Annotated in this window: 19 protein-coding genes; 9 read left to right on the forward strand and 10 right to left on the reverse strand. The window is 46.6% G+C overall.

Annotation, left to right across the window (positions count from 1 at the left end):
- Positions 1 to 27: 27 nt before the first annotated feature.
- The 4 genes from OXH00_09310 (at position 28) to OXH00_09325 (ending at position 4,407) form a co-directional block, all read left to right on the forward strand.
- Positions 28 to 915 (forward strand): MoxR family ATPase, encoded by an 888-nt coding sequence (locus tag OXH00_09310; GenBank protein MCY3741203.1) that lies wholly within the window; start codon positions 28 to 30, stop codon positions 913 to 915.
- Positions 902 to 2,629: an ABC transporter permease subunit gene (locus OXH00_09315; GenBank protein MCY3741204.1), complete on the forward strand. Its 1,728-nt coding sequence runs from the start codon at positions 902 to 904 to the stop codon at positions 2,627 to 2,629. The genes OXH00_09310 and OXH00_09315 overlap by 14 nt, the downstream gene beginning before the upstream one ends.
- Before the next feature lie 3 nt (positions 2,630 to 2,632).
- On the forward strand, positions 2,633 to 2,944 hold the full coding sequence (locus OXH00_09320; GenBank protein MCY3741205.1) for a Rieske (2Fe-2S) protein: 312 nt from the start codon (positions 2,633 to 2,635) through the stop codon (positions 2,942 to 2,944).
- A 101-nt stretch (positions 2,945 to 3,045) separates the two neighbouring features.
- Positions 3,046 to 4,407: a redoxin domain-containing protein gene (locus OXH00_09325; protein MCY3741206.1), complete on the forward strand. Its 1,362-nt coding sequence runs from the start codon at positions 3,046 to 3,048 to the stop codon at positions 4,405 to 4,407.
- A gap of 26 nt (positions 4,408 to 4,433) precedes the next feature.
- Here OXH00_09325 and OXH00_09330 read toward each other — a convergent pair whose 3' ends face one another.
- From OXH00_09330 to OXH00_09375, 10 genes are all read right to left on the reverse strand, one after another.
- Positions 4,434 to 5,966: a hypothetical protein gene (locus tag OXH00_09330; protein MCY3741207.1), complete on the reverse strand. Its 1,533-nt coding sequence runs from the start codon at positions 5,964 to 5,966 to the stop codon at positions 4,434 to 4,436.
- Positions 5,963 to 6,637: an ABC transporter ATP-binding protein gene (locus OXH00_09335; protein MCY3741208.1), complete on the reverse strand. Its 675-nt coding sequence runs from the start codon at positions 6,635 to 6,637 to the stop codon at positions 5,963 to 5,965. The genes OXH00_09330 and OXH00_09335 overlap by 4 nt, the downstream gene beginning before the upstream one ends.
- Positions 6,638 to 7,768 carry an ABC transporter permease gene (locus OXH00_09340; GenBank protein ID MCY3741209.1) on the reverse strand — a complete coding sequence of 377 codons (1,131 nt, stop codon included), beginning with the start codon at positions 7,766 to 7,768 and terminating at the stop codon, positions 6,638 to 6,640.
- Positions 7,769 to 7,874: 106 nt separating this feature from the next.
- Positions 7,875 to 8,771, reverse strand: a complete 897-nt coding sequence (locus OXH00_09345) for a phytanoyl-CoA dioxygenase family protein (protein ID MCY3741210.1) — start codon at positions 8,769 to 8,771, stop codon at positions 7,875 to 7,877.
- A 23-nt stretch (positions 8,772 to 8,794) separates the two neighbouring features.
- Positions 8,795 to 8,935 (reverse strand): hypothetical protein, encoded by a 141-nt coding sequence (locus tag OXH00_09350; protein ID MCY3741211.1) that lies wholly within the window; start codon positions 8,933 to 8,935, stop codon positions 8,795 to 8,797.
- 116 nt (positions 8,936 to 9,051) lie between these two features.
- A complete protein-coding gene (locus OXH00_09355; GenBank protein MCY3741212.1) occupies positions 9,052 to 10,236 on the reverse strand; it encodes an acyl-CoA desaturase in 1,185 nt (394 codons plus the stop codon).
- A 251-nt stretch (positions 10,237 to 10,487) separates the two neighbouring features.
- Complete coding sequence (locus tag OXH00_09360) at positions 10,488 to 12,026, reverse strand: T9SS type A sorting domain-containing protein (protein ID MCY3741213.1); 1,539 nt, start codon at positions 12,024 to 12,026, stop codon at positions 10,488 to 10,490.
- Positions 11,921 to 13,447, reverse strand: coding sequence for a hypothetical protein (locus tag OXH00_09365; GenBank protein MCY3741214.1), 1,527 nt, complete (start codon positions 13,445 to 13,447; stop codon positions 11,921 to 11,923). The genes OXH00_09360 and OXH00_09365 overlap by 106 nt, the downstream gene beginning before the upstream one ends.
- A 153-nt stretch (positions 13,448 to 13,600) precedes the next feature.
- Positions 13,601 to 15,394 (reverse strand): phosphoenolpyruvate carboxykinase (GTP), encoded by a 1,794-nt coding sequence (locus OXH00_09370; GenBank protein MCY3741215.1) that lies wholly within the window; start codon positions 15,392 to 15,394, stop codon positions 13,601 to 13,603.
- 184 nt (positions 15,395 to 15,578) lie between these two features.
- The gene (locus OXH00_09375; GenBank protein ID MCY3741216.1) at positions 15,579 to 17,507 is read right to left on the reverse strand and encodes a BamA/TamA family outer membrane protein; all 1,929 of its coding nucleotides are present in this window, start codon (positions 17,505 to 17,507) and stop codon (positions 15,579 to 15,581) included.
- Positions 17,508 to 17,739: 232 nt separating this feature from the next.
- Between OXH00_09375 and OXH00_09380 the strand changes: the two genes are divergently transcribed.
- The 5 genes from OXH00_09380 to OXH00_09400 all read left to right on the forward strand — a co-directional run bounded on the left by OXH00_09380 (position 17,740) and on the right by OXH00_09400 (position 23,593).
- Positions 17,740 to 19,743 carry a B12-binding domain-containing radical SAM protein gene (locus tag OXH00_09380; GenBank protein MCY3741217.1) on the forward strand — a complete coding sequence of 668 codons (2,004 nt, stop codon included), beginning with the start codon at positions 17,740 to 17,742 and terminating at the stop codon, positions 19,741 to 19,743.
- Positions 19,744 to 19,750: 7 nt separating this feature from the next.
- Positions 19,751 to 21,274 carry an energy-coupling factor transporter ATPase gene (locus tag OXH00_09385; protein ID MCY3741218.1) on the forward strand — a complete coding sequence of 508 codons (1,524 nt, stop codon included), beginning with the start codon at positions 19,751 to 19,753 and terminating at the stop codon, positions 21,272 to 21,274.
- A 342-nt stretch (positions 21,275 to 21,616) separates the two neighbouring features.
- Positions 21,617 to 22,219: a hypothetical protein gene (locus tag OXH00_09390; GenBank protein ID MCY3741219.1), complete on the forward strand. Its 603-nt coding sequence runs from the start codon at positions 21,617 to 21,619 to the stop codon at positions 22,217 to 22,219.
- A gap of 104 nt (positions 22,220 to 22,323) precedes the next feature.
- Positions 22,324 to 23,094 carry a HEPN domain-containing protein gene (locus OXH00_09395; GenBank protein MCY3741220.1) on the forward strand — a complete coding sequence of 257 codons (771 nt, stop codon included), beginning with the start codon at positions 22,324 to 22,326 and terminating at the stop codon, positions 23,092 to 23,094.
- A gap of 52 nt (positions 23,095 to 23,146) precedes the next feature.
- Positions 23,147 to 23,593, forward strand: a complete 447-nt coding sequence (locus OXH00_09400) for a hypothetical protein (protein ID MCY3741221.1) — start codon at positions 23,147 to 23,149, stop codon at positions 23,591 to 23,593.
- The last annotated feature ends 5 nt before the right edge of the window (positions 23,594 to 23,598 follow it).

Genomic DNA, 23,598 nt, shown 5'->3' on the forward strand with positions numbered 1-23,598 from the left:
CAAACGGAGTCTATTACACTTTACACAATGTTTACATCCATCGAAAACGTTCAAAACGCTTGTGAGAAACACGCGTACATTGCAGATAAGGGTTTAGCGACAACGCTCTATCTTGCACATCACCTGAAAAAACCTATTTTTCTTGAAGGCGAACCGGGTGTCGGTAAAACAGAAGTCGCTAAAGTACTTGCGGATTCTACAGGTGCGAAACTCATCCGATTGCAGTGTTATGAGGGGTTAGACGCAAACAGCGCATTGTACGAATGGAACTACACGCGTCAAATTTTGCAACTCCGTATTGATGAAGCCCGCGGTCGCGAGAAAGAAGATATCGGCACCGATCTCTTTAGCGAGACATTTCTGCTGAAACGCCCCCTCCTTGAAGCGATCCAAAGCGATGGCGATGTACCGCCAGTCTTGCTCATTGACGAGGTTGACAGAAGCGACAGCGAATTCGAGGCGTTCCTGCTCGAAATCCTATCCGATTTCCAGATTACCATTCCCGAAATCGGGACAATCCAAGCGAAACATATTCCATACGTCGTGCTAACCTCAAACCGCACACGAGAGGTTCACGAAGCACTCAAACGGCGTTGTCTCTATCAGTGGATTGACTACCCTACCATTGAAAAGGAATTGGCGATTGTTCAGACGAAACTGCCGCAGATTGATGAACATCTCGCACAACAATTATGCCGGATCATGCAACTCTGGCGGCAGGGAGATTACTATAAAAAGCCGGGAGTCGCTGAAACACTGGATTGGGCATTGGCACTCATTGCACTCGGCAAAGGGCAATTGGATGCGGATGTCGTTGCAGAGACGCTTGGGTGTGTTTTCAAATATCAGGATGATATCCAACGGGCGCGCACCGTAGAACTATCCGAATTAGGATTACAAGATGAACCAGCATAGGAAAGGTCAACGTGTTGAAACAAAAATCTTTAGAGGGACGGGTTACCTCCTTTTAGTGGCTGCAGCTTTCTGCACGATGATACCTCTGCTATGGTTGTTGACTTCCTCTTTTAAAACTGCAAATGAGATTTTTGCCGTTCCTATACAGTGGTTTCCCAGCTTCCCCCCACGTGTTGCATCATCGCCTTATATTATTGAAGACGCATATCCAAAGATTGAGAAACCGATAACAGTAGATAAAACAAAATGGAATGAACTACAACCTGAACTTACACAAGCAATCTGGACGAAGGCGCGAGCACACATCGCAGCAAACAGACAATTTTCCAATTACGTCCCATCCGAGCAATTACAGACGGAAATGATAGAAGGCTTATGGCAACAGTTGGTCACGACTTTGCCAGACGAGATATGGCATGAAACAACAGAATCCGTCGCTACTGCGGTGCAGGACGCAGTTATTCCAGAAATCGTTGACACGATCTGGGGGTCTGTGTACCGTGAAGTTGGAATTGGAACACTCCAGATAGAAGATATTGACTTTAATCGTACGTCAATTGAAACCGTGAAATGGGAAACAGCATCAGAGACGAGTACACGCATGCGTCCCTCCGAAGATACGCAGACTGTTGCGAGTCTATCCTACAATTTTCAAGACAGCGACACGCTTCATATAACAGCTGCTGTTCCTTCGCCTGTCCCAATTGAGCGGATTCGGCGACTCACGTTGCCTGTCCGCGGAGATGCCTCGTACCACCGACTCTCCTTAACCGTGTCTGTTCTGCAATCTGGAGAGGCTACGGACAATACCAATAGAATTACATATCAACCGACACGATCTTTCGTTTTGGAGAGTGCGTTGTGGAAAGACGCGGTCTGGCGACTGCACGGCATCCCTGGTGAATTGGAATCATCGCACATTACGATGCAGCAAGTGAAAACGGATGACGCAGTCCAGCCTCCGGTAGAGATAGGAACAGAACCGCAATTGTCTCTCCAATTAACAATTCATCAACCGTCTTACCTGTCAATCGTCTGGGATAAGTTAACTTCAAACTATCGGAATCTGTGGAAGACAGTCCCATATAACCGCTACTTTATCAACAGTATTTTCATCGCCACCGCGTCAACGCTTCTTACGCTGTTTTTCTGCTCCCTCGGCGGTTATGCGTTTGCGAAGTATCAATTCCGCGGTCAGAAAATCCTGTTCGGGATTCTCCTCGCCTCCATGATGGTGCCTTTTCAGGTGTTGCTTGTGCCTCTGTTTGGATTGATGTACGACATCGGATGGCTGAATAGTTATAAGGCGATTATCATCCCATTTTCAGTTGGGGCGTTCGGCGTATTTTTGATGCGTCAATTTATCGTCACGATTCCGTCGGAGCTGCTTGATGCGGCGCGTATTGATGGGTGCTCGGAGTTCGGTATCTACTATCGGATAGTGCTGCCTATCATCAAACCGGCACTCGGCGCGCTAACGATCTATTCGTTTTTAGGTTCATGGAACGGTTATCTCTGGCCTCTCATCATTTTGCGAGATGAAGCGAAATATACACTGCCCATCGGTTTAGCAAATCTCGTCGGTATCTATCGTCAAGATTACGGTATGCTGATGGCTGGCACACTGCTGTCGCTGATGCCGATTGTTATTCTCTTTTTAGCGATGCAGCGCGAATTTGTACAAGGGATTACTTTAGGAAGCGTCAAGGAGTAAAAAATGTCTGATTACACTACAGTCACGAAAACGAAAGCCATACGAGAAGGTCGCGGAAAGGCTTTTACCGTCAATGGAAGACGAGTTGCGATCTTCAATGAAAATGGTAAATTCTGTGCTGTGGACAACACCTGTCCGCACGCCATGGGTTCACTTGGTAGAGGTAGAATTCGGGACGGTATTGCTGTGTGCCCCGTCCACGGCTACGCTTATAATACAGAAACTGGAGAATGCCAAACTGACCCACGTCTCCGCATCAGGACTTATCCGTTGATTGTTGAGGACGAGGAGATCAAAGTTGAGGTAAAGCAGTGAAATCCAATTGTGTATACATAATCCTTTTAGGTATTGTGTTCTGCTTCTGTCTGGTTCTTTTGAACAAATCGTTTTGCGAACCGCAAAAATCCGAGAATAAAATGGTGAAAGACAATACCGAAGATGTTTGGAATGTGTTCTCGGATCTGCACCACACTGACAGGGACAAGTTGCAAACTTACTGGGCGAGCGTGCCCGAGTTTCAGGCGGCGTTGGCTGCCTATCTCAAGGCAAGAATTGATGCAGGCGTTGTTAATGGAAAAACGTCACTCCCACCCAACTTTGTTTGGTACGAGTTCATCTCGAGTTTTCCTGAGCCGTTGCGTGAGGATTTGTATGAGCATGCCCAAAAGGTCTTGGAAAGCAGCCCCGACAATGGGGCCGCCGCAAAATTTGCGGCTATAGTACTCGCCGGAAGCCCGTGGGACCTACCACGTGATGGTTTCTGGGATGTTGTTGAGCAAGCAATAGTGCTGCTGCCAAACGACGTTGAAGTCTGCTATCTGGCTTTTGAAAAGGCTGGTTTTGATTATCTCCACGAAGAAGCCGTTACCGCACTCGAAAGACTCTTTGAACGGCATCAAGCACCCCAAGTACCTATTGTGACATCTCGCTTCCAACGGAACGTGCAGGAAAATGGGCAGCCTGCTTTGTCACAATGGGTATACCGTTTCTGTTATGATTACGAATATGTAACATCAAGGCCTAACGATTTTTATCAACGGCTTGAAGATGACCACCCGCTAAGGGAACGATGGACTACACTGCTCGGCAAGATTCAACAGGTTTTTGAAGAACAGTTAAAACTGACACCTGACGATTGGAATAACACGCGGATGCTCGCTGAAATTCATGAGGTCTTAGGGAATACTGAAGAAGTTCAAGCCGTTTTTCAGAGGTTACAGTTGGTATTGAAAAATCGGTTAAAGCACAATCCGGATGACCGAACTGCTTGGAGCGGTTTAGCTAAAATCCACGAAAAGTTAGGCAACTCCGAACTTGCACACGCGTATCGGGTGAACGCTGATCCCACACTGGCATGGGTGGATAAAGTCTTGCCTGATTTCTCATCTGCTGTTGATTTGGATGGAAAACCTATTTCACTCGCCAACTACCGTGGTAAAGTTGTTTTGCTTGACTTCTGGAGAACGCAGTATACCGACAGGATACCGACACTCGAAACTGTATACGAGAAGTATCATCACAGAGACTTTGACATTATTGGGATAAGTCTTGATGTAGATGAGACGGTGTTGCGCGAATTTATTGAGGAAAATCCGTTGCCGTGGCGACAGATCTTTGACGGCAAGCGGTATGAGGGTCCCTTGGCACAACAGTATGGTGTCCGTAGTATTCCGAGAATGTTTCTCCTTGATCGAGAAGGCAAAGTTATTTCAGCTAATGTAAGAGATATCATGCTTGACAAATTTGTTGCCGAGGAGATAGAACGAGAGATGGATTGATGCCTACCTCCTTGATAGAGATAACACTAAAAATCCGTCCTGATGCCTACCATGAATGAAGTTTTATGAATCGGTTCAAACTGCGAGATTCCATCGGCTGTTTCGACACGGCGGAACCGGTACTCACGGGTAATAATGGTTTCAACCGGCGGATAAATTGCATAGCCAATCTCTAAACGGAATGCCGACTTTTCATTGAGATCAAACAGATCTGCGAAGAAATTCGTCTCATCTCCCTCACCGATGTCACGTTTTGTATAGAGCGCCCGCATCCTAAGCCGCGGCACTAACCCCGATTCTGACACCACCATATAAAATTTGGGTGAGCTATTGTTATAGTCTTCAAATGTTCCAAAGAAGTGGAGGTGTTCCCCCGGCTTCCAGATGAATTGTGAAAAGAAGCCGCGTCTCTGTTCATTGCTCGTTTCGATATCCAAGAAATCGGGCATATCCGGCTCGGGTGCCAGCGATTTTGCCGACTCATACGTATAATCAAAGACAGAAGGGATATATCCTTCGCTAAGGACGCGGTACTCAAGTTTGAAGATGGCTTTAGTAAAAGTAAATCCAACACCAACGGCGTTGCCCCACGTGAATTCTGTTGTTGCTGAGGCTGCTTCTCCACCTATCGGGGCACTTTCTAATCGTCTTGTGGGTTCCTGCTCAGTCGATTCAGTTTCCAACTGTTCTTCTTCAGGTTCTTCGGATATATCCTCCGGTTCTTTGGATAAAGTGTTGAGCACGGCAAAATCATTATAGAGATCAAACCGAAACGTGCTTCTCTCAATAATCGGAAATCCTGCGTCCACGCCTAAGGCAATCAACGGATCTTCTCCAACCTCCTGTGGATTTGGATCGATATCGGTGAGATAGGTACCCCCGAGTTCAAATCGTGTGAGAAAGTTATTATTTTCTGAACGTGGAACCGGTTGATCTTCAAATTGTGTGAGAGCGTTATTATTTTCTGAACGTAGAAATGGTCGATAAAACAATCGCCCCCCGAAGATTAAAGGATTCCCAAGATCATTCACCATTGTTTCAACACCGTATCTGTTATTGGATTTCCTGAGGTTTACGCGTAATCCACGCCGGTCGTAATTAGAATAACCGGACATAATCGAACCGTGTCCAATTGTTAGATAATCCAATTCCCCAAGACGGAAGTAAAACGGGTCGTAAGGTTCTGCGTAACTGACGTACCGGATGAGTCTTAACCATGTGCTTGGACTATTCCATGACTCACCATCTTCGGCGAGGAATTGCGTACCGGTGTCTGTTGCGTAAGGGTTATAGAGTACAACTAAATCTAATCCGATACTGATTTTTCCGAGTGGAATATCCGGTTGTGCTTGAAACTGAATATACGGGCTTGTCCCAATGAAGGTCAGACCGCCCCCGTATAACCCACTTGTCAGGAAGTCGGGTTGTTGCAACGCGGTTAAGCCAGGATCTTCTTCGGCAGGTGTAGGCGTTGGTAGGGTGAGGCGCAAAAATAATATGGCAATTGTTGAAGCCAGGGTTACCTTTCTATAGTGTGTAAGAACCGTATCTCTGTTCATGTAGTAACAATCCTTCCATCTTTCATCTGGATAACGCGATCGGCACTTTGTTTTAAGCCTTCATGGTGTGTCACAATCGCGATAGTAGTTTGGTATTCCCGGCGTAGTTCTTGAATCAAATTCATCAAATTGTCGCTTTGGCGACTGTCTAAGTTGGCAGTAGGTTCATCGGCAAAGATGATTTTTGGGCGGTTGGCGAGCGCACGGGCAAATGAGACGCGCTGTTTTTCGCCACCGGATAGTTGGGCAGGACGATGGTGAAGTCTATCGACTAAACCGACTTGTGTGAGGAGTTCCGTCGCACGGCTTTCGGCTTCATCCGTTTTTGTGCTGGCGATGTCCATAGCAACCATTACGTTTTCAAGGGCGGTGAGGTAGGGTAATAGATGAAACAGTTGGAAGACAAATCCGATCTTCTCGCGGCGGATGACGCTCAGGTCTTCGGACACCGGATCAATCGGTTCGCCATCAATTCGGAGTTCCCCATCGTCTGGCGTTAAGATGCAACCGAGGAGACTGATGAGCGTTGTTTTGCCACAACCGCTGTTCCCCATAATCATTACCAATTCGCTCTCTTCAATTCGGACATCGACTGCGTCAACAGCGAGAACAGTTGCGTCGCCTGTGCCAAAGCGTTTGGTTAAGCCGGTACCTTCTACTATGGCTGCCATCTATATTTCTCCTCGGAACGCTATCATCGGATCTACTGTAATTGCTTTGCGCGCCGCCAAATAACCGCTACCACAACAGACAACGAAACTGATACACGCGACGATAATTGATTCAACGAAATGAATTGCGACAAAGATCGGTGCTGCCGCCGCAAATATGTAAGATAGAACGAGTCCAAGTATTACACCAACAACAGAGATTAGAACGACCTGTTTCAGCAATAGTCCCATCACATAACTGTTTGCGGCACCGATAGCCTTTAAGACCCCAATTTCCTGCGTCTTTTCAAGCATTGTCACATAAGTAATCATCCCAACGAGAATACCCGCCGCTAACCACAACATCACTCGTAGGAATTGCACCGCCTTCATCGGCTCGTCAACATAGTAGGCAATAATGTCCCCGAGGGTCTGTTTTAAGGTGCGCGCCTCGATAGTTTCTAAAGCGTCTAAACCGGCAGCAGCCTGCACAGGTTGCTCATTTTCACTGGTTTTGGCAATCATCATATTGACATGTGGCGTGTTGCCGAGTAAAATCTTCTGGGCAATGCGGACATCCATAAAGAGCAACGGCGTATCTAAAACAAACATCAGGCTTTTCGCTTTCCCGACGACCCGTACCTTTTCGTTGCCAAGGGTAATCTGCTCTCCGATTTCCAATCCCATCTTTTCGTCAACAACCACCTCATACGGGACCGGGTCTTCGGGTCTGTAGTCCTCAAAATTGCTTGGGGTAAACATTTTTCCGTCAACAACACTCTTGGGTCCGCCAAGTTGCCCTAATTTATAGCCAACGACAATAGCCTTAGTGGATTTTCCACGGACCGTTGGACGTGCTTGCGCAAAAACCAAGGGAGATGCGGAATCGGGGGTTAAACCTTGTGCCGAATTCAGGAATGCCATGTATTCCTCAACGACCATAGAGAACCCAATAAATGCACCGCCAGAGCCTTCGGCGGAGATCCAGACATCCGCACCGGTGGATTCGACATACTGTCGCGCTTGGATACGCATACCGTTCATGATACCGCCCAACAGCAAGATTAGCGAAATCAGCACGGTGATGCCGAGTGCCGTTAGCACGACTCTTGCTTGACGATAACGCATGTCTTTAAGGAATAACGTCTTCATAATCTTTTAACTATTGGGTTTTTGCTCGTTTTTTTCGTTGTCAAAAAACGGTTTTTGATACGCCTGTACATTACTTGCTGCGAATTAAGGACAAAAAATGCCGTTTTTACAACGCGGCAAGCCTTTCGGGCATTGTCTGCCGTTTGCGGCGATGCAATTTAACGTGTTCCAGATACGCATCCTCATCCGCCTCAACCCCTGTCTCGCGTTCAAGGAAGAGCGGAAAATCAGACGCGGGCGGTTTGGCGTTGTGATACGCGTTGCTATAACTCCGCATGATAATACGCTGTTCGCGGTTGAGCGTCTCTAACCACTCCGGTGAGGAATGAAAGCGATCAGCAGGCGTAAGCCATGACGGACAATAGGCAGCGAAGATATTATAACGCACCACATCGCTCTCATTGGGTTCAACGCGATGCCAAATGCTCGAATGCATCACCGTCATTGTGCCTTTACGCGGGCAGACAACCATTTCCCCAGGAATACTCTCGTGGGTGTCGTAGCCGTCCATGTATTGCTGCCGGTGACTCCCGGGTAGGACAACGAGGTTACCCATCTTTTCTCTCGGCAGATCAGTCAACCAGTACCCGATTTTGATTTGCAACGGTAATTTGGGTGAAAAGACACCATAAGGGAGTGCCCGCGCCCCGTCTGGGTGCCACTGATTATACTGTTTCCCTCCTGGTGGACGCAGGAAAAACTGGCTTATGTGGAGTTTGAGGAGCTCTCCGAACAGGTCGTAAGCATAGCCGACATGGCGTTCATGATCAATAAGCCCGGCGAACACAGGATCTCGTTCGACAATGTTCTGCATGCCGAGATAACCGCCTGGGGTATATTTCGGATTATTAGCGGCGACACGGTCTATCGCGTCAATATAGGTCTGGATATCTTCATTGGAGATTGCATCCTCAATGAAGATGATGCCGTCTTCGTTAAAGGTTTTCCACTGTTCCGATGTAAACCCAGGCGGGGCAACACGATATTTTTTTTCGGTTTCCACTGGACGGCTCCTTTCGTTTGACGTTAGTAGCAAATTACGTGCCAGTCTGGATAATACCACGCTGCCTTATCCTTCGTGAAATATCCAGAGATAACTGCCCAAAATAGGGCAAACGCCGTATCCAATAGCACGAAATGGTGCAATTGAGCAATCGTACGTGCCATTAGAGGGATCTGTTGAAACCGGTTTCTTGCTAATAGCGGTATATTCTAAAAAGTTGCGGTTATTTTGCAGATTTCCGGTAGATGCTTATGTCAAACTTACATTGATGGTTAAGCAGTTACACACCCATCGATGCATCACACATATCACTCTGAAGTAGCCATACCGAAACCGCTTGTACGATAATATGGTTGGCACGTTCAACAATCGGGTTAAGCGATGGGATATGAGTAAACATTTTTTGTGCTTGGTCTTTTAGGTTTGCAATTGATGGAAGTTCAAGGACTTTCATCTCTTTGAGAAAATTTTCAACCTCTGTTTGACCGATGCGAGCGCGGTTGCGGAGTTCTTCTAATTTCGGTGTATGTCTCCACGCTTTCAAAACCGTTTCGCCGATATGTTCAATCGAAAAACTCGCAGCGAGTTGCTGGGCGGCTTTTTCGACGGCAACCAACGGCAACTTACGTTTCCCTTCAACCACATGCGCTGGCGGTAAGCGAAGGTCCCAGACGATTCTAACAAGCGACAAAACTTTCAAAATATAATATGTGACATCAATTTGCCACCAACGAAAGCCTTGCGGCGTAGCACTTGGAAAGTGATGGTGATTGTTATGCCACCCTTCCCCTAACGTAATGATCGCCAGAAACAGGTTGTTGCGAGAACTATCACCGGTGGCGTACGGCTGTTTTCCGATCACGTGTGAAAGCGAATTAATTGTAAATGTGCCGTGAAAAAGGAATACCGTACTCACGAAGAAACCTACAACAAGTCCCGACCAGCCTGCAATTAGCCATACAAGGAACCCTAATAAGAATGGCGGCAGTCTTTCCCATTTCTCTAACCAAACGAGTTCCGGGTATTTCTGGAAATCCTTAATTAAACTGTAATCTACTGACCGTCCTCGTTTGGAGAAAATCCAAAGCACATGAGAATACCAGAATCCGTGTTGAACTGGCGAGTGTACATCTTGTTCTGTGTCAGAGTGCTTATGGTGGTAACGATGTGTTGCTGCCCACCAGAGTACACCTCGTTGTGCGGAACTCTGACCGAGGAACGCTAAAATGAATTGAAATACACGGCTGGTCTTGAATGATCGGTGCGAAAAGTAACGATGGAACCCCGCCGTAATTCCGAACATACGGATAACGTACAATGCGCCACAGATAATCCAGTCGATAGGTTGAACATCTACCCAGAGAATTGCGAGACATGCGAGGTGAACAGTTATAAACGGTAGAACACGAGGGTGGATAATGTCCGCCTCATCGGCTGGACTTTTAGGCCATGATTCTGTTGACAATTATATCCTCCTTGCTATGCATAACGGTTAGGTTCATCTAATCATGTTATTCCAAGGGCGCGTCAAGGAACATCAAGACGCGCGCCACAGTGGTTGATAGGGTATTAGAATAGTATTAAGTATACTACATTTTACCGAGAGAGTCAAGCACTCTATTTTCTTCCCAGGGTTAACAAAATGCCCCAAACCCAAAAGGTGCTTCGGGTTTGGGACAACAAGATTTCACAAATTAGGAAGCCTAATTCCGATTCCTATTTCAGAATAACCATTTTACGTGTAAGTGAGGCATCGTCAGTTTGCAGTTGATAAAAATAGACACCATTTGCGACATTTTCCCCTAAACCGTTGTGCCCATCCCAATACGCGGCACGGTTTCTATTGGTGTAATAGCCTGCTGTCTGATGTCCAAGTGCTAACGTGCGAACTACAGTGCCTTTCGCATCGTAAATGGTAATCTGCACATCGCTGGCATTCGCCAATTGATAGGGTATCCATGTTTCCGGGTTGAAGGGATTTGGGTAGTTCGGCAACAAGACTGTTGTTTCTGGACGAACCGCACGTAAAAGTGCTTCTAACACACCGATAGCGCGACGAAAGGCTGGACTGCCATCGTCAATTTGTCTTATCTGTGCCAGCCAACTTTGGATCTGTTCAGCAGTTGGACTGTGAAGCGTAGGTGCAGCTGCCGACCCTTCTCCAATATCATTAGCGACTTGGACCAAATCTAAAATGTCAACAACACCATCGGCGTTGATGTCGGCGTTGAGTTCGCCGTCCGCGGCACCCGGATGTCCGATTGCATTCGCAACCATCACTAAATCCTGTATGTTAACTGTCCCATCTTGATTGACATCCGATTTGGCATAGATAGGGGCATCATTCACCTCAAAACGAACGGTTTCAGTGAAATCTACCCGTAAGACATTATGTGCCTTGTCTATTATTGTCATTCCAGCAAGTCCCCATATACCAGGTGGGCTTCCAGCTGGCAAAATAATCGTCTTATGGTAAGTTTCATAGACAGTTGGATCTCGTGAGAAGTAGATTTTGTAAAAATCAGGATCATAATAATCAAAGTCAAGCATAACACCTTGGGGGTTTCGTAAGCTCATATATGTAATTCTATGCCCGCTGATGTTATCTTTAACCCGAAAAGTAATGTCAACTCGAGTTTCACCGTTTGGGTCTTCTGGTTGTGTTGGCTCTGCCTCAACATTAATTTCGTTTAAATCCAATACAGGTGGTTGAGTATCCGGGTTGGTTGTCTGAATCTCAATGGAAGCAGGCAACTCATCATCTCCCCCCTCAGTGAAGTATACCCTCCGCCTATTTTGAGCCAAATCTTTCATCACAATGCGGGTAATCTTGTAGATGCTGTTTGGGAAGTAGTCAGGTACCTCAAGTTTAGTAGTCGCTTCCCACACGTCTCCAGCTTCTTGCTTGTATTCTCCCCAATCTGTTAAGCGGCGCGAGTAAGTTTCAACATTCGCGTCATATAACTCAGCATAAACACCACTTACCCCATTTTTTTCAATAAACTTCCAACGGGCTGTCAGAATTTGATAGGCGCGCCCTTCTTTCGTAGTTGCATCTGATAAAGAGAGTTGCATTGAATTCGGAATATATTGTGGAGCTTCAGTATCTGCCAGAGGATTGTTAACATAGAGTTTCCATCCAAAGTCTGTTAGTCCATTATGTCGTTCATTACCTTGGGCATCATATACCCGAATTGTGTCAGGTCTCCAATAGCCATTTGCTGCATATTTTGAAATCCGCTGACGACCTCGCAAGATATGCCCCGCTGGGATATGTTACCATCAGAACTAATAGGAGAAAGCCACATGTCAAATCGGGTGCCTTGTGGACTCCAAACTCGAGTAAACCCTCTAGAAGCGGCATCTCGGTCACTCTCTCCATGAATTTCAATTTCCACTGTTATGATTTTATCTTCTTCAGGTTCACCTTCAATTTGTATATCAATGCGTATAATTCGTCCCGGATACACATAGTCTGGATAGAGATTGTAGACTTCAAAGGTTAAATCTTGGCGTATTTTTGAGATGTATTGGGTACCGTGCATCACTCGGTTTTGGATGAATTTATACTTGGCAGGTGACCGTGAACGCAGCTTGTTTGGGTTTACAATGTAGTAACTGATGCTCTCTGCCATGTCTTCATTTGGGTTTACACCGTGGGCATAGGCAGAGACAAACTCAGTCTGTTTGGTTGTTGACCAACCGTCTTTGTCGTCGGGATTTTCGTACCAACCACCGAGTTCTATCCAATCTTGTTTAAGTTGCTCGTCGAAGAGATATTCCCATAAAAAATGTGCCTTTTCATGGAGGATCAAACGATGGATTGAATCTAACCCTTTTTCTTTAAAAGCAGATTCCATGAATTCAATGTAGCCAGCACCTGTCCAGGCAACTGCGTCCGCGCTGGGATGGGTTGGATGGTCAGTGCCATCCAAACGTCGAACAATATATTTGAGTCCTGGTATTTTCAGCATACCTTGCGGAAATTCCTCAAACATAGAGACAAGTGCTATTAACTCTTCGTTTTTGAATTCCGAAAAACGACCTGAGTGTTCACTGGTTGTGTGCCGTGTGAGTTCGCTATAATCTGGAACATTTATGCTGACTGCATAGCGTTCCCGCAGTATCCGTTCAAGTGCGTATCTGTCTACCCCATTGTCGGTTACAAACCGAACCACAGCATGGTGGAGCCGTTTAGAAAAATACCGACCCCGCACACCTTCAATTTCCGCTAATAACGGTTCCGCATGCACAAATGCCGCTTCAGCAACTGTAACAATTCGCTGTGCGTCTCGGTATTCCACCGAAATGTCGCCTTGGATATGACGATCACTTAACCGCCAAACAGAGGATGCCACACCAGGGGTATCTTCATATGGGTTATTCGTTTCTTGAGGTATAGATTCAAAAGTTTGGAGTAATCTGTAGGCATACCCTGGATCCCATTCGGGTCCAAGATGGACAGAATACTTCCGCAGCAACGCCAAAGATGCACTATGAGATGGAACCTGTATCTGTTCGTCGAGCAAAGTGACTTCTATAGGCTCAACGACAGTCGCGCTTTCACTACCTTCTGGGGTTTCGTCTATCTCCCAATGGTAGTTGAAAGCAATACCTTGAGAAACAATACTGTAGAAAAGAATAACCAAAATGATGCGGAAAATCATCGTTTTCATTATGTGCTACACCTCATTACTGGGTTTAGAGTAAATTGCTTTCGATTAGGAAGGATAGGTGAAATTTGGGGATTTGGTTAAGGAACAGTTTGTTTCAGGTTAGTTATACGGCGAGGCATGGTGATCTCGCCGTATAATGCAAGTTCGTCGGCTTTATTGCTTCTCACGCAAGCGGGCTTCTAATGCCGCCAATTCATCGGATAACGCCCCAGGCAGTTTCTCACCGAAACGTTCGTAATGCTCACGAATCAATGCAATCTCGTTGAGCCACTCTTCGATATCAACATGCAGGAGTTCAGCCATCTGCTCGTCGGTTACATCCAATCCGCTGATGTCAACTGCACCGGGGACTGGGGTATAACCAATCGGTGTTTCAACGGCATCTCCCTTGCCAGAGACACGGTCTACGATCCACTTGAGCACGCGGCTATTTTCACCAAAACCGGGCCAGAGCCATCCGCCATCGGCATCTTTGCGGAACCAATTGACATAAAAGATTTTCGGGAGTTTACTGGCATCGGTGCTTTTACCCATCTCCAACCAGTGTGCGAAGTAGTCGCCCATGTTGTAGCCACAGAAGGGGAGCATCGCCATCGGGTCACGTCTGAGTTCGCCGACTGTGCCAGCAGCGGCTGCAGTGCGTTCAGAAGAAGCGATGGAGCCGATGAAGGTACCATGTTGCCAATCAAAGGCTTCAAACACGAGTGGGACTGTCGTAGCACGTCTGCCACCGAAGAGAATCGCCGAGATTGGAACCCCGTTTGGATTTTCCCAGTTCGGGTCAATGATCGGGCATTGCGAGGCTGGCGTTGTATAACGTGAATTTGGGTGTGCAGCCGTTTTTTCATCACCGGGATGCCACTCTTCACCGAGCCAACTCGTGAGTGTTTCAGGCAGTTCTTCGCTCTTCTCTTCCCACCAGACATCGCCATCTTCTGTGAGGGCAGCGTTTGTGAAAATAGAATTGGATGCAAGTGTGTGCATCGCGTTCGGGTTGGTGTCCATTGACGTGCCCGGTGCGACACCGAAGAAACCTGCTTCCGGGTTAATCGCGTAGAGTCGCCCGTCGTCACCAAATTTCATCCATGCGATGTCATCACCGATGGTCTCTGCTTTCCAACCGGGTAGCGTTGGTGTGAGCATGGCGAGGTTCGTCTTGCCACATGCACTTGGAAACGCTGCGGCGATATATGTCTTCTCGCCTTCAGGGCTTGTCAAGCCCAAAATGAGCATATGTTCTGCCATCCATCCGTCATTTTTCGCCATAATAGATGCGATACGGAGTGCATAACATTTTTTACCGAGCAATGCGTTACCACCATAACCGCTACCATAAGACCAGATAGAACGTTCTTCAGGGAAGTGTACGATGTATTTATTATCCGGATTACAGGGCCAGGAAACATCTTCCTGTCCGGATTCAAGCGGCATACCAACCGAGTGTAGACACGGCACGAAATCGCCATCTTCACCCAAGATGTCCAACACCTCACTACCCATGCGGGTCATAATCCGCATATTAACAACAACGTAGGGTGAGTCGCTGATTTCAACACCGATATGTGAGATAGGTGAACCGAGGGGCCCCATGCTGAAGGGAACAACGTACATCGTTCTACCTTTCATACAACCTTTGAAGAGCCCTTTGAGGGTCTTCTTCATGTCGTCGGGGTCGTGCCAATTGTTCGTCGGTCCTGCTTCAAGGGGTGTTTTTGAACAGATGAACGTTCTGTCTTCAACGCGCGCGACATCGGCGGGATCGGAGCGTGCGACGTAACTGCCAGGACGCTTCTCCGGGTCTAATCGGAAGAAAGTTCCGTTCTGGACTAATTCTTCACACAAACGGTCATTTTCTTCTTGGGAACCGTCACACCAATAGATAGAATCAGGTTGGCAAAGCGCTGCTGCTTCCTCGACCCAATTCTGTAACTTCTTGTTTTTGGTCATTTAAATCTCCTGTTGCTGAATACTGTGCCTCGAAAATTCATATTATTTCTCGTATATATTTTATAACAAATTTTCACACTTGGCAAATTAAACGGAATATGTAAATATTTTCTCAAAAGTTAGGCTTGAGATACATTATCCGTTTTCTGTCTGAATGCCCGTCAGTATGAACAAACACGTGGTGTTAAAACGAGGCACCTAAATTGACATGGATTTTGCCACGCAATGGGGAATCGCCAGCAGCAAGCCCGTAGTTGATTCGTAAGATGCCGCCCTTAGATTCTAACCGCGCGCCGATACCGTATCCGACTCGGAGTCTATCAAAAACAGATGGGGTTTCAATCAAAGTTACCGCGCCTAAATCGGTAAAGCCAAAAATCTGCGAGTCGGGTCCAACAAGAAAACGGTATTCGAGGTTGAGATATACCCTACGCGGTCCTGAAAACCAATCTTCATCATACCCGCGTAAAGTGGTTGCCCCGCCGAGATAAAACAGTTCAGTTGGCGGGATATTAACCCCCCAGGCAGCAGCACCGTGAAGTTCAACAGCGACTGTTTGTTTTCGCCAAGTAGGAAAGTATTGCTGTAAGGAGAGCCACGCTTTTCGCAACTGAAAGTCGCTCCGTGATACCTCAATAGCGATGCTATCACGCCGTCCGCGCGTCGGGTTCAGGAAATAGTCGCGGGTGTCCCGTGTCAATCGAAACGCGACACTGTACTTTGTTCCACTATACGGCGTTAGTTGTCTTGACGTAATAGCATTTAGATTGGAAAAGACTCGGGTTTGGGGATCAAGTGAAGGCGTTGGCGTTGAAGGTAACCCTATGTTTGGCACGTTAATCCGCTTGTAGCCCAATGTCATGCTCCCTTCAAAGACGCGACCAAAGTTAGTCGTAGCACTTACGTTGCCCGACTGTTCTTCGGAGACAGTTTCGGTTTCGTCGTATGAATTACCTGACAATTGCGCCCTATTTGGATTCTGCTGTTTGAATTGTCCATACTCTACACCGATGGTTACCGGTTTGCCGAATATCCACGGTTCGGCATAACCGATCCGGAAGATCTTGAGTAGTCCAGATTTCCAATAGAAGTTGACCTGCCTGCCTGTTCCTAACAAATTGGTTTCACGGGCTTCAAGCACACCTGTGAGTTGTGGTGCTGTGTCTACCTCGGAATCGGGTGGGGCATATCCGATAACGCCGCTTAATCGTCCTGTTTTAGCTTCGGTTACCTGTGCGTGGAAGTTAATCCTGTCTGCTGTTACGCCAGCTTCTAATACATTCGGATTGATCTGATAGAAATAGCCTAAATTTCGTAAGCGGCGATAGCTTGCGTCAATGTCGCGCTGATCGAAGCGTTGGTTCGGTTTCACAAGGATTTCCCGAAGGACTACCGGCGTTTTTGTCTTCTGCAGTCCACTTATCTTGACTTCACCAATCTGTACCTGTGCCCCTTCTTGGATATTTAACTGAAAATCGACAGTGCCCGTTTCTGCCGAAAATTGGAAGTTCTTCGGTGCGATTTCGACCGTTGGATACCCGTATTCGCTGTAAAGTGTCTGGATGCGCTCTACCGCTTGCTCCAACGCGACCGGTGTAAAAAGTTTACCACGTCGTAGACCGAGTTGATCCCGGATTTCGGTTTCTGAAAAGCGTTCATTACCCGCGAGTGTAAACTCACCTATACGCACCCGCTTCCCTTCAACAATCATTACGGTAATAGCCATATCTGCTGCGTTGCTGGTCTCTGTATTCTCTGACACCCGTTCGATATTGAGCGACATCTCAGCAAACACGAAACTCGCTTCCCGATATGCAGTGACGATACGTTCAAACCCTTCTATTATTTCGGCACGAGTATATCCTTTTTCTTTTTCCCATCCGAATAGTTTTATCAGTCTATCCTTATTTAAGTGATGATTTCCGTTAAAACGGAGTTGATGGATACGGTAGTATGGCTGCGTTTTATCCGCTGTTTCCTTGTCAAGAGTTGACTGTTCTGGAGGCGAGACGTGCTCCTTCGAGTCAGCACTATATATCGTTTCAGGAATAACCGTGAAACTGAGGAGTAAACCCGTAAAAAAGAGGATATGTGAAAGTCGGTATCTGGCCATCTATTATTCCCATTTACAACATCTAAAACTTGTTATCATCTCATTTTAACATTTTACCATGTTTTCTGCGTTAGCCGCAAACACACCTATGAAGAAGAAAAAATTTGATAAAAATGTATAAATATGGTATAATATTAGTTGAAGTTTTAACATTCATAATTTACTAAAAAAATTTTGGCAGTCCGGTTTGAAATTCACGCACTCACGCATTTTAAGGAGTTAGGGAGATATTATGCCAAATGCACTATTTGTTTATCCGAAGTTTCCGCCCTCTTATTGGGGTTTTAAGTACGCCTTAGAATTCCTTGGCAAAAAATCATCAATGCCGCCGCTTGGACTCTTGACGATCGCTGGAATGTTCCCCGACAATTACGCCATGAAAGTCGTTGATATAAATATAGAACCGCTCACGGATGCGCATCTCCAATGGGCGGATGTTGTTTTCACTTCAACGATGATTGTTCAAAAAGCGTCGCTCTATGAAGTGGCTGAACGGTGTAATCGAGCGGGTGTCCCGATTATCGCTGGCGGTCCGCACCCTACCTCCTACTACGATAATATCAAAGCAGAAACCGATGCTACGATTAACCATTTTCTATTTGGCGAGGTTGAAGAGATTTTTGAAGATTTCCTAACCGATTTTGAGAGTGGTGCCGCGAAGGAGGTCTACCGAGAAAAGCGAAAACCGGATATTACGAAAACCCCACCGCCTCGTTACGACCTTATTGATATTAACTCTTACGGTTCAATGGCACTTCAGTTTTCGCGTGGGTGTCCCTTTAATTGCGAATTTTGCGACATTACGAAACTGTTCGGACGCGTGCCGCGTACCAAAAGCAATGAACAGATGCTCGCCGAGTTTGAGATGCTCTATAAACTCGGTTGGGACGGTGCGATGTTTGTCGTTGATGACAATTTCATCGGTAACAAACGCGACGCGATGCGCTTACTCCCGGCTGTCAAGGAATGGCAGGAAAAACGGCAATTCCCTTTCTCGCTTTTCACTGAAGCCAGCGTAAACCTCGTTGAAATCCCTGAAATGCTTGACGCAATGACTGAGGCAGGGTTTAACATGGTATTCCTCGGTATTGAAAGCCCTAATGATGAGGCACTGCTCGGCACCTCCAAAGGACAAAACACAAGCAAAGAGGAAGAAGCAGGTAGTTACCTCATGCGTGCTATTAGAAAAATACAGAGCAGGGGGATAGAAGTCACTGGCGGATTTATCATCGGGCTTGACGGTGATACGGAATTTGATTCACACATCAATTTTATTCAGGAAGCCGGCATCCCGATGGCAATGGCAGGGCTGCTCACTGCTTTGAAAGAGACCGACCTCTGGCACCGATTGAAACAGGAAGATCGATTGCTTGGGGAGTCCAGCGGAAATCAGACCGACATGACCCTTAATTTTGTACCGGAAATGCCGCGCAATGAGCTTCTGACGGAATATCGACGGGTTGTTTCAACGCTCTACGATCCGTCGCTGAAAAACTATTTTGCTCGGTGTTTGACTTTGCTTGAGTACATGCCTAAGACCCACAATAACGTGCGGTCAATTCGCATAGAGGAAATAATAGCATTTGCCCGCTCCATTCAGCGGCAGATTTTCTCCAGACAAGGGTTGGAATACGCACGCTATTTGGCGAAAGTCATCAAAAGCTATCGTCAGATGTTTCCTGAAGCTGTCCGGTTGGCTGTTATGGGATACCACCTTGAGAAAACAACGCGTTATACCCTTGCTGTTGAGGATTTCAGGAACTTCTTGGATCAGGAGATGGATACGTTTAAAGAGAAGGTCCCACAGTTTGTGGATGCTCAAGGTGGCCGGACGAGTGAGATCCAGAACTATTCGCGACAACTTTTTGCACGCATTAAGACAAAGTACAATGCAATCCATAAGGATTTTCAATACGCTGCACATGGTGCACTCACCGGTTTTCAGCAGTCGATGTTCAAGACGTACTTAGAGGCGGAATTCGCTGCTTTCAAAGACGCAGTTGGCACTTTCGCAAAAGCACAGACTGAGCGGCTCGGTGAACTCCAAGCATACGTCCATAGCCTCTTTGCTCGTGTCCATGCCCAGCAGGCACAACTCCACAAGGTTTTCAAGCACCACACCGACGATTTCAAGCAGAATGCCCAAGAAACTTTTGATGCTTTCCATGAATCCGTCACGCGGCATTTAGAGCAACTCTTCGGTTCTGTCCCTGTCCAAATTGATGGTCTGAGTTAGCGGGACGATGGCATGTATTGAAATAGAAAATCTCTGCTTTACTTATCCGAGTCGAGAGATTCCAACACTTCACGGCATTACGACTCGCGTGCGTCGTGGGGCATTTGTTTTATTGACGGGTCCAACGGGGTGCGGTAAATCTACTCTGCTGCGCACATTGAACGGCTTAATTCCGCATGCCTCGGCAGGAACGCTCACAGGGACAGTGTACCTCGACGGTCAAGACATTGCCACCCAACCGCTCGCTACCACATGCCAACAGGTCTCACTTCTTTTCCAAAACCCGGACGATCAACTCTTTTGCACACAGGTTGAAGATGAAATTGCCTTCGGGCTTGAGAATCTCGGTTTCCCGCCCGAAGAGATTCAGGAACGGATCACTTTCGCCTTGGAACAGGTAGGGTTGCCCGGATTTGAATCTCGACAGATTTCATCACTTTCTGGCGGTGAAAAACAACGGGTTGCCCTTGCCGCTGTTTGGGCAATGCGCCCAGAAATTTTACTCCTTGACGAACCCACGAGCCATCTTGACCCGCAAGGGGCACGTGACATCCTCGGTATTGTCAAGCATCTAAATAGCGAAATAGGTATAACAGTTGTTTTAGCGACTCATCGGACCAGAGAAGTTGCGCCGTTGTGCAATCATGTCTGGCTGATGGAAGATGGACGACTCTGTCTGGATTTGCCGAAGATAGATGCATTTCAAGATGCAACCCCCTATCAACGTTTAGGGGTACAAGTGCCCCAGGCAGAAAACATTGTGGTAAAGCCCACTACTTCGTCTCTTAAGCATCCTTCTAATGCAACGCGACAAGATCCATTTCTCAACATCCAACATCTCCATTTTCGTTACCCAAACACCGATAAAGATGCTGTTTGTGATATCTCTTGCGAGGTACCGCGTGGCGAAGTACTCACTATCATGGGAGCAAACGGGTCAGGCAAAACAACACTGATACATCTCATTGCGGGTTTGCTACGTCCGTCATCTGGTGAGGTAGTTATTGATGGAAAATCATACGGTCGCGTGAAACTCCATCAGTTAGCAGGTAAAGTAGGCATCGTTTTTCAGGACCCAGATCTATTGTTACAGGCGGAGACCGTTCTTGATGAGGTGGCGTTCGGTCCCAAGAATCTTAAATTTCTTAGAAAAACCCTTGAAGAACGGGTTGACAGGACACTCACGCGCTTTGACTTACAAGATCTCGGTTCAGAGGCACCATACGCCCTGTCTCGGGGGCAACGCCAGCGAACGGCTGTTGCAGCTACCTTCTCACTACATCCTGATCTTTTTCTACTTGATGAACCTACGACTGGCCAAGACGCGCAGCACCTCCATCGATTGATGGCTGAACTCTGCGATGAGATTCAACAAAAAAACAAGACTCTCGTTTTTGCTACGCACGACACCGACCTCACCTTAAAATATGCCAACCGTATTCTCCTATTACGCGATGGGACAGTGATTTACGATGGCGAACCTGCTACAGCCTTTGCGGATCAAGACCTTCTACAGCAAGCATCGCTATAATTATTTCCTTCCTACTCGCTAATAAGTTTCAATCTGTGTTGACCTTATTCTCCTATTATTCAAATTTGATGGATTTAGTTCATTGTCATGTAATGTAAACAGAATCTTTTGGAGAAACGTTGTAATAAATTACTTTCCTTGAACTGAGAGTTAACCAATTGGTGTTCTCACAGCCGTGTTATATTTTACACAAGGCTGCGAGAACACAGTGATAATTCAATTTCAAAAAGGAAAATGAAAGTGAAGTTAAATATGAAATAGACTTGCATCGTCTTCTTATGCCTATTACTCCCTGTTACCGCGTATTCTCAAACGGGTCTATACAAATTACGGCAGGGAGGAATGGCTGCTGGACTTAGTTTTACCGGACTTGACTTTAGTAGCAGTCAAGATGCTATTGGGATAGGAGGGAGTTTCAGTTACAGTATGAGTAACCACACAAGGATTGCGCTTATATCGAATATAGGCTCTCTTGGTAGAAACCGCTACGGTTCAGAATTTGATGTTCCCCCTTCTTTCATGATAGGTATTCGGCCTGTACATACGCGCCCTTTAGGACAGACAGGCTTAGATTATTTTTTAACGGGTGCTTTTTATCGGGGATTTTCCAGCGGAATTTCTCGACCGCTTGATGCTCCTGCAGATGCTACATTTCTCAGTGTCCGAACGAATGGACTCTCCGGTGGCGGCGGTATTTCAAAACGTCTGGAAACTAACTTCGGTTGGGTCCTAAACCCCTTCTGTGGGGTATCCTGTTCACGGTCTTGGGCACGTGTAAGTCGTACAGAAGCACCAGAAATAATACTCAATCGGGTCCGGTCTGGCTATGGAGGACGAGTAGGATTGGAAATTGAATTGTCACCAGCGATAAGCGTGAGAGGGTCTTTCGGCGTCTCTTTTGAAGAGTTTGATGGGAGCTTTAGCATCGGATTGAATTTTCATTGAAGATGATGTCAAGAGTTAAGCGAGAGCTCCTACAGTCATTCGAGAACTAAACTTGATAGCGACAGCGAAATATGTTATACTTCAAGTAAAAGGAAGGCTCGTATATGGTTACCCGACAGGAAATTCAGGCTACATGTGATGACATCGTGCGCGAATTTGCGCCACTACAAGTTATTCTCTTTGGTTCCCATGCTTATGGCACGCCGACAGAGGATTCGGATGTCGATCTGCTGGTTGTGATGGATATTCCGAAATCAGAGTTTACTCGCAAGGCTATAGAGATCCGGCAACGCATTTCATATCGATTCGGTCTGGACCTGTTGGTGCGTTCTCCGGAAGAGATCACGTATCGTGTCTCATATAACGATTGGTTTCTTCGTGAGATCACTGAAAAAGGCGAGCTGCTCCATGGTTCCCGCGGACACTACAATATAGAAAGCGCGTTAGACGCGCCGAGCCGTGTCAAAAAGGAGAAGGACTGCATGAACCCATTGACACTGGAGTGGATAGAGAAGGCTGAAGGTGATTATAGAGCAGCGAAGTGGCTGCAGCAAGCCCCGGATCCCGTGCATGATTCTATCTGCTTCCACGCACAACAGTGTATAGAAAAATATCTTAAGGCGTGGTTGCAAGAGGCAAACATTCCTGTTCAACGGACACATAACCTTGAAGAATTGCTGGTGTTGATTACACCTACGCTACCTACTTGGTCCGATTGGCAACCTGATTTTAAGATAATAACTGCATACGCGGTGGATCCCCTCTATCCGGGAGATTCAGCCACATCTGATAATACACAGCATGCAATGCATATCTGTGATGAGGTGCGCCAAGCCGTTCGGACGCAGCTAAAACTCGCGATGCCTGTTGATTGACCTAAAAATGACCGCTTCATGTTGTCAGAACCATTCAGTAAGGAAAAATAAGGTGAAAATATGTTCAACGTTTCATGCTTTAGTGCTTGTGATGACAGGACTGACTTTCAGCGCACCTTTTGTTACCATCGCGCAACAGATTTTTGTGCAAACCGAAGCTGTGACCGCTGCTGAAGCAGATGCGAATAAAGATGTCAACAAGTTATTATGCTTCAGTGCCGGTTGTGTGCTTTCTGCCCTCTTTTTTTTACCGAGTCCGTATGGTTATTTTTTTCCGCCAACTGGCATAATTGGATCATATTCCTATCGACCGTCCCCGCCACCTTCTCGGTTGATTGGAAAATCGCCTGAATATATAGCTACTTACACATCGGCCTATGAATCAAAAAGAGGGACTATTCAGGCACAATGGACATCAGCAGGCTGCCTCAGTGGTTGTGTTGTAGCTGGGAGTTTGGCTGTTGGGGTTAGACTCGGAGTGGTGGCTGCACAAGAGTGAACTTG

The sequence above is a fragment of the Candidatus Poribacteria bacterium genome, from assembly GCA_026706025.1.
In the GTDB taxonomy this organism is placed as follows: Bacteria; Poribacteria; WGA-4E; order WGA-4E; family WGA-3G; genus WGA-3G.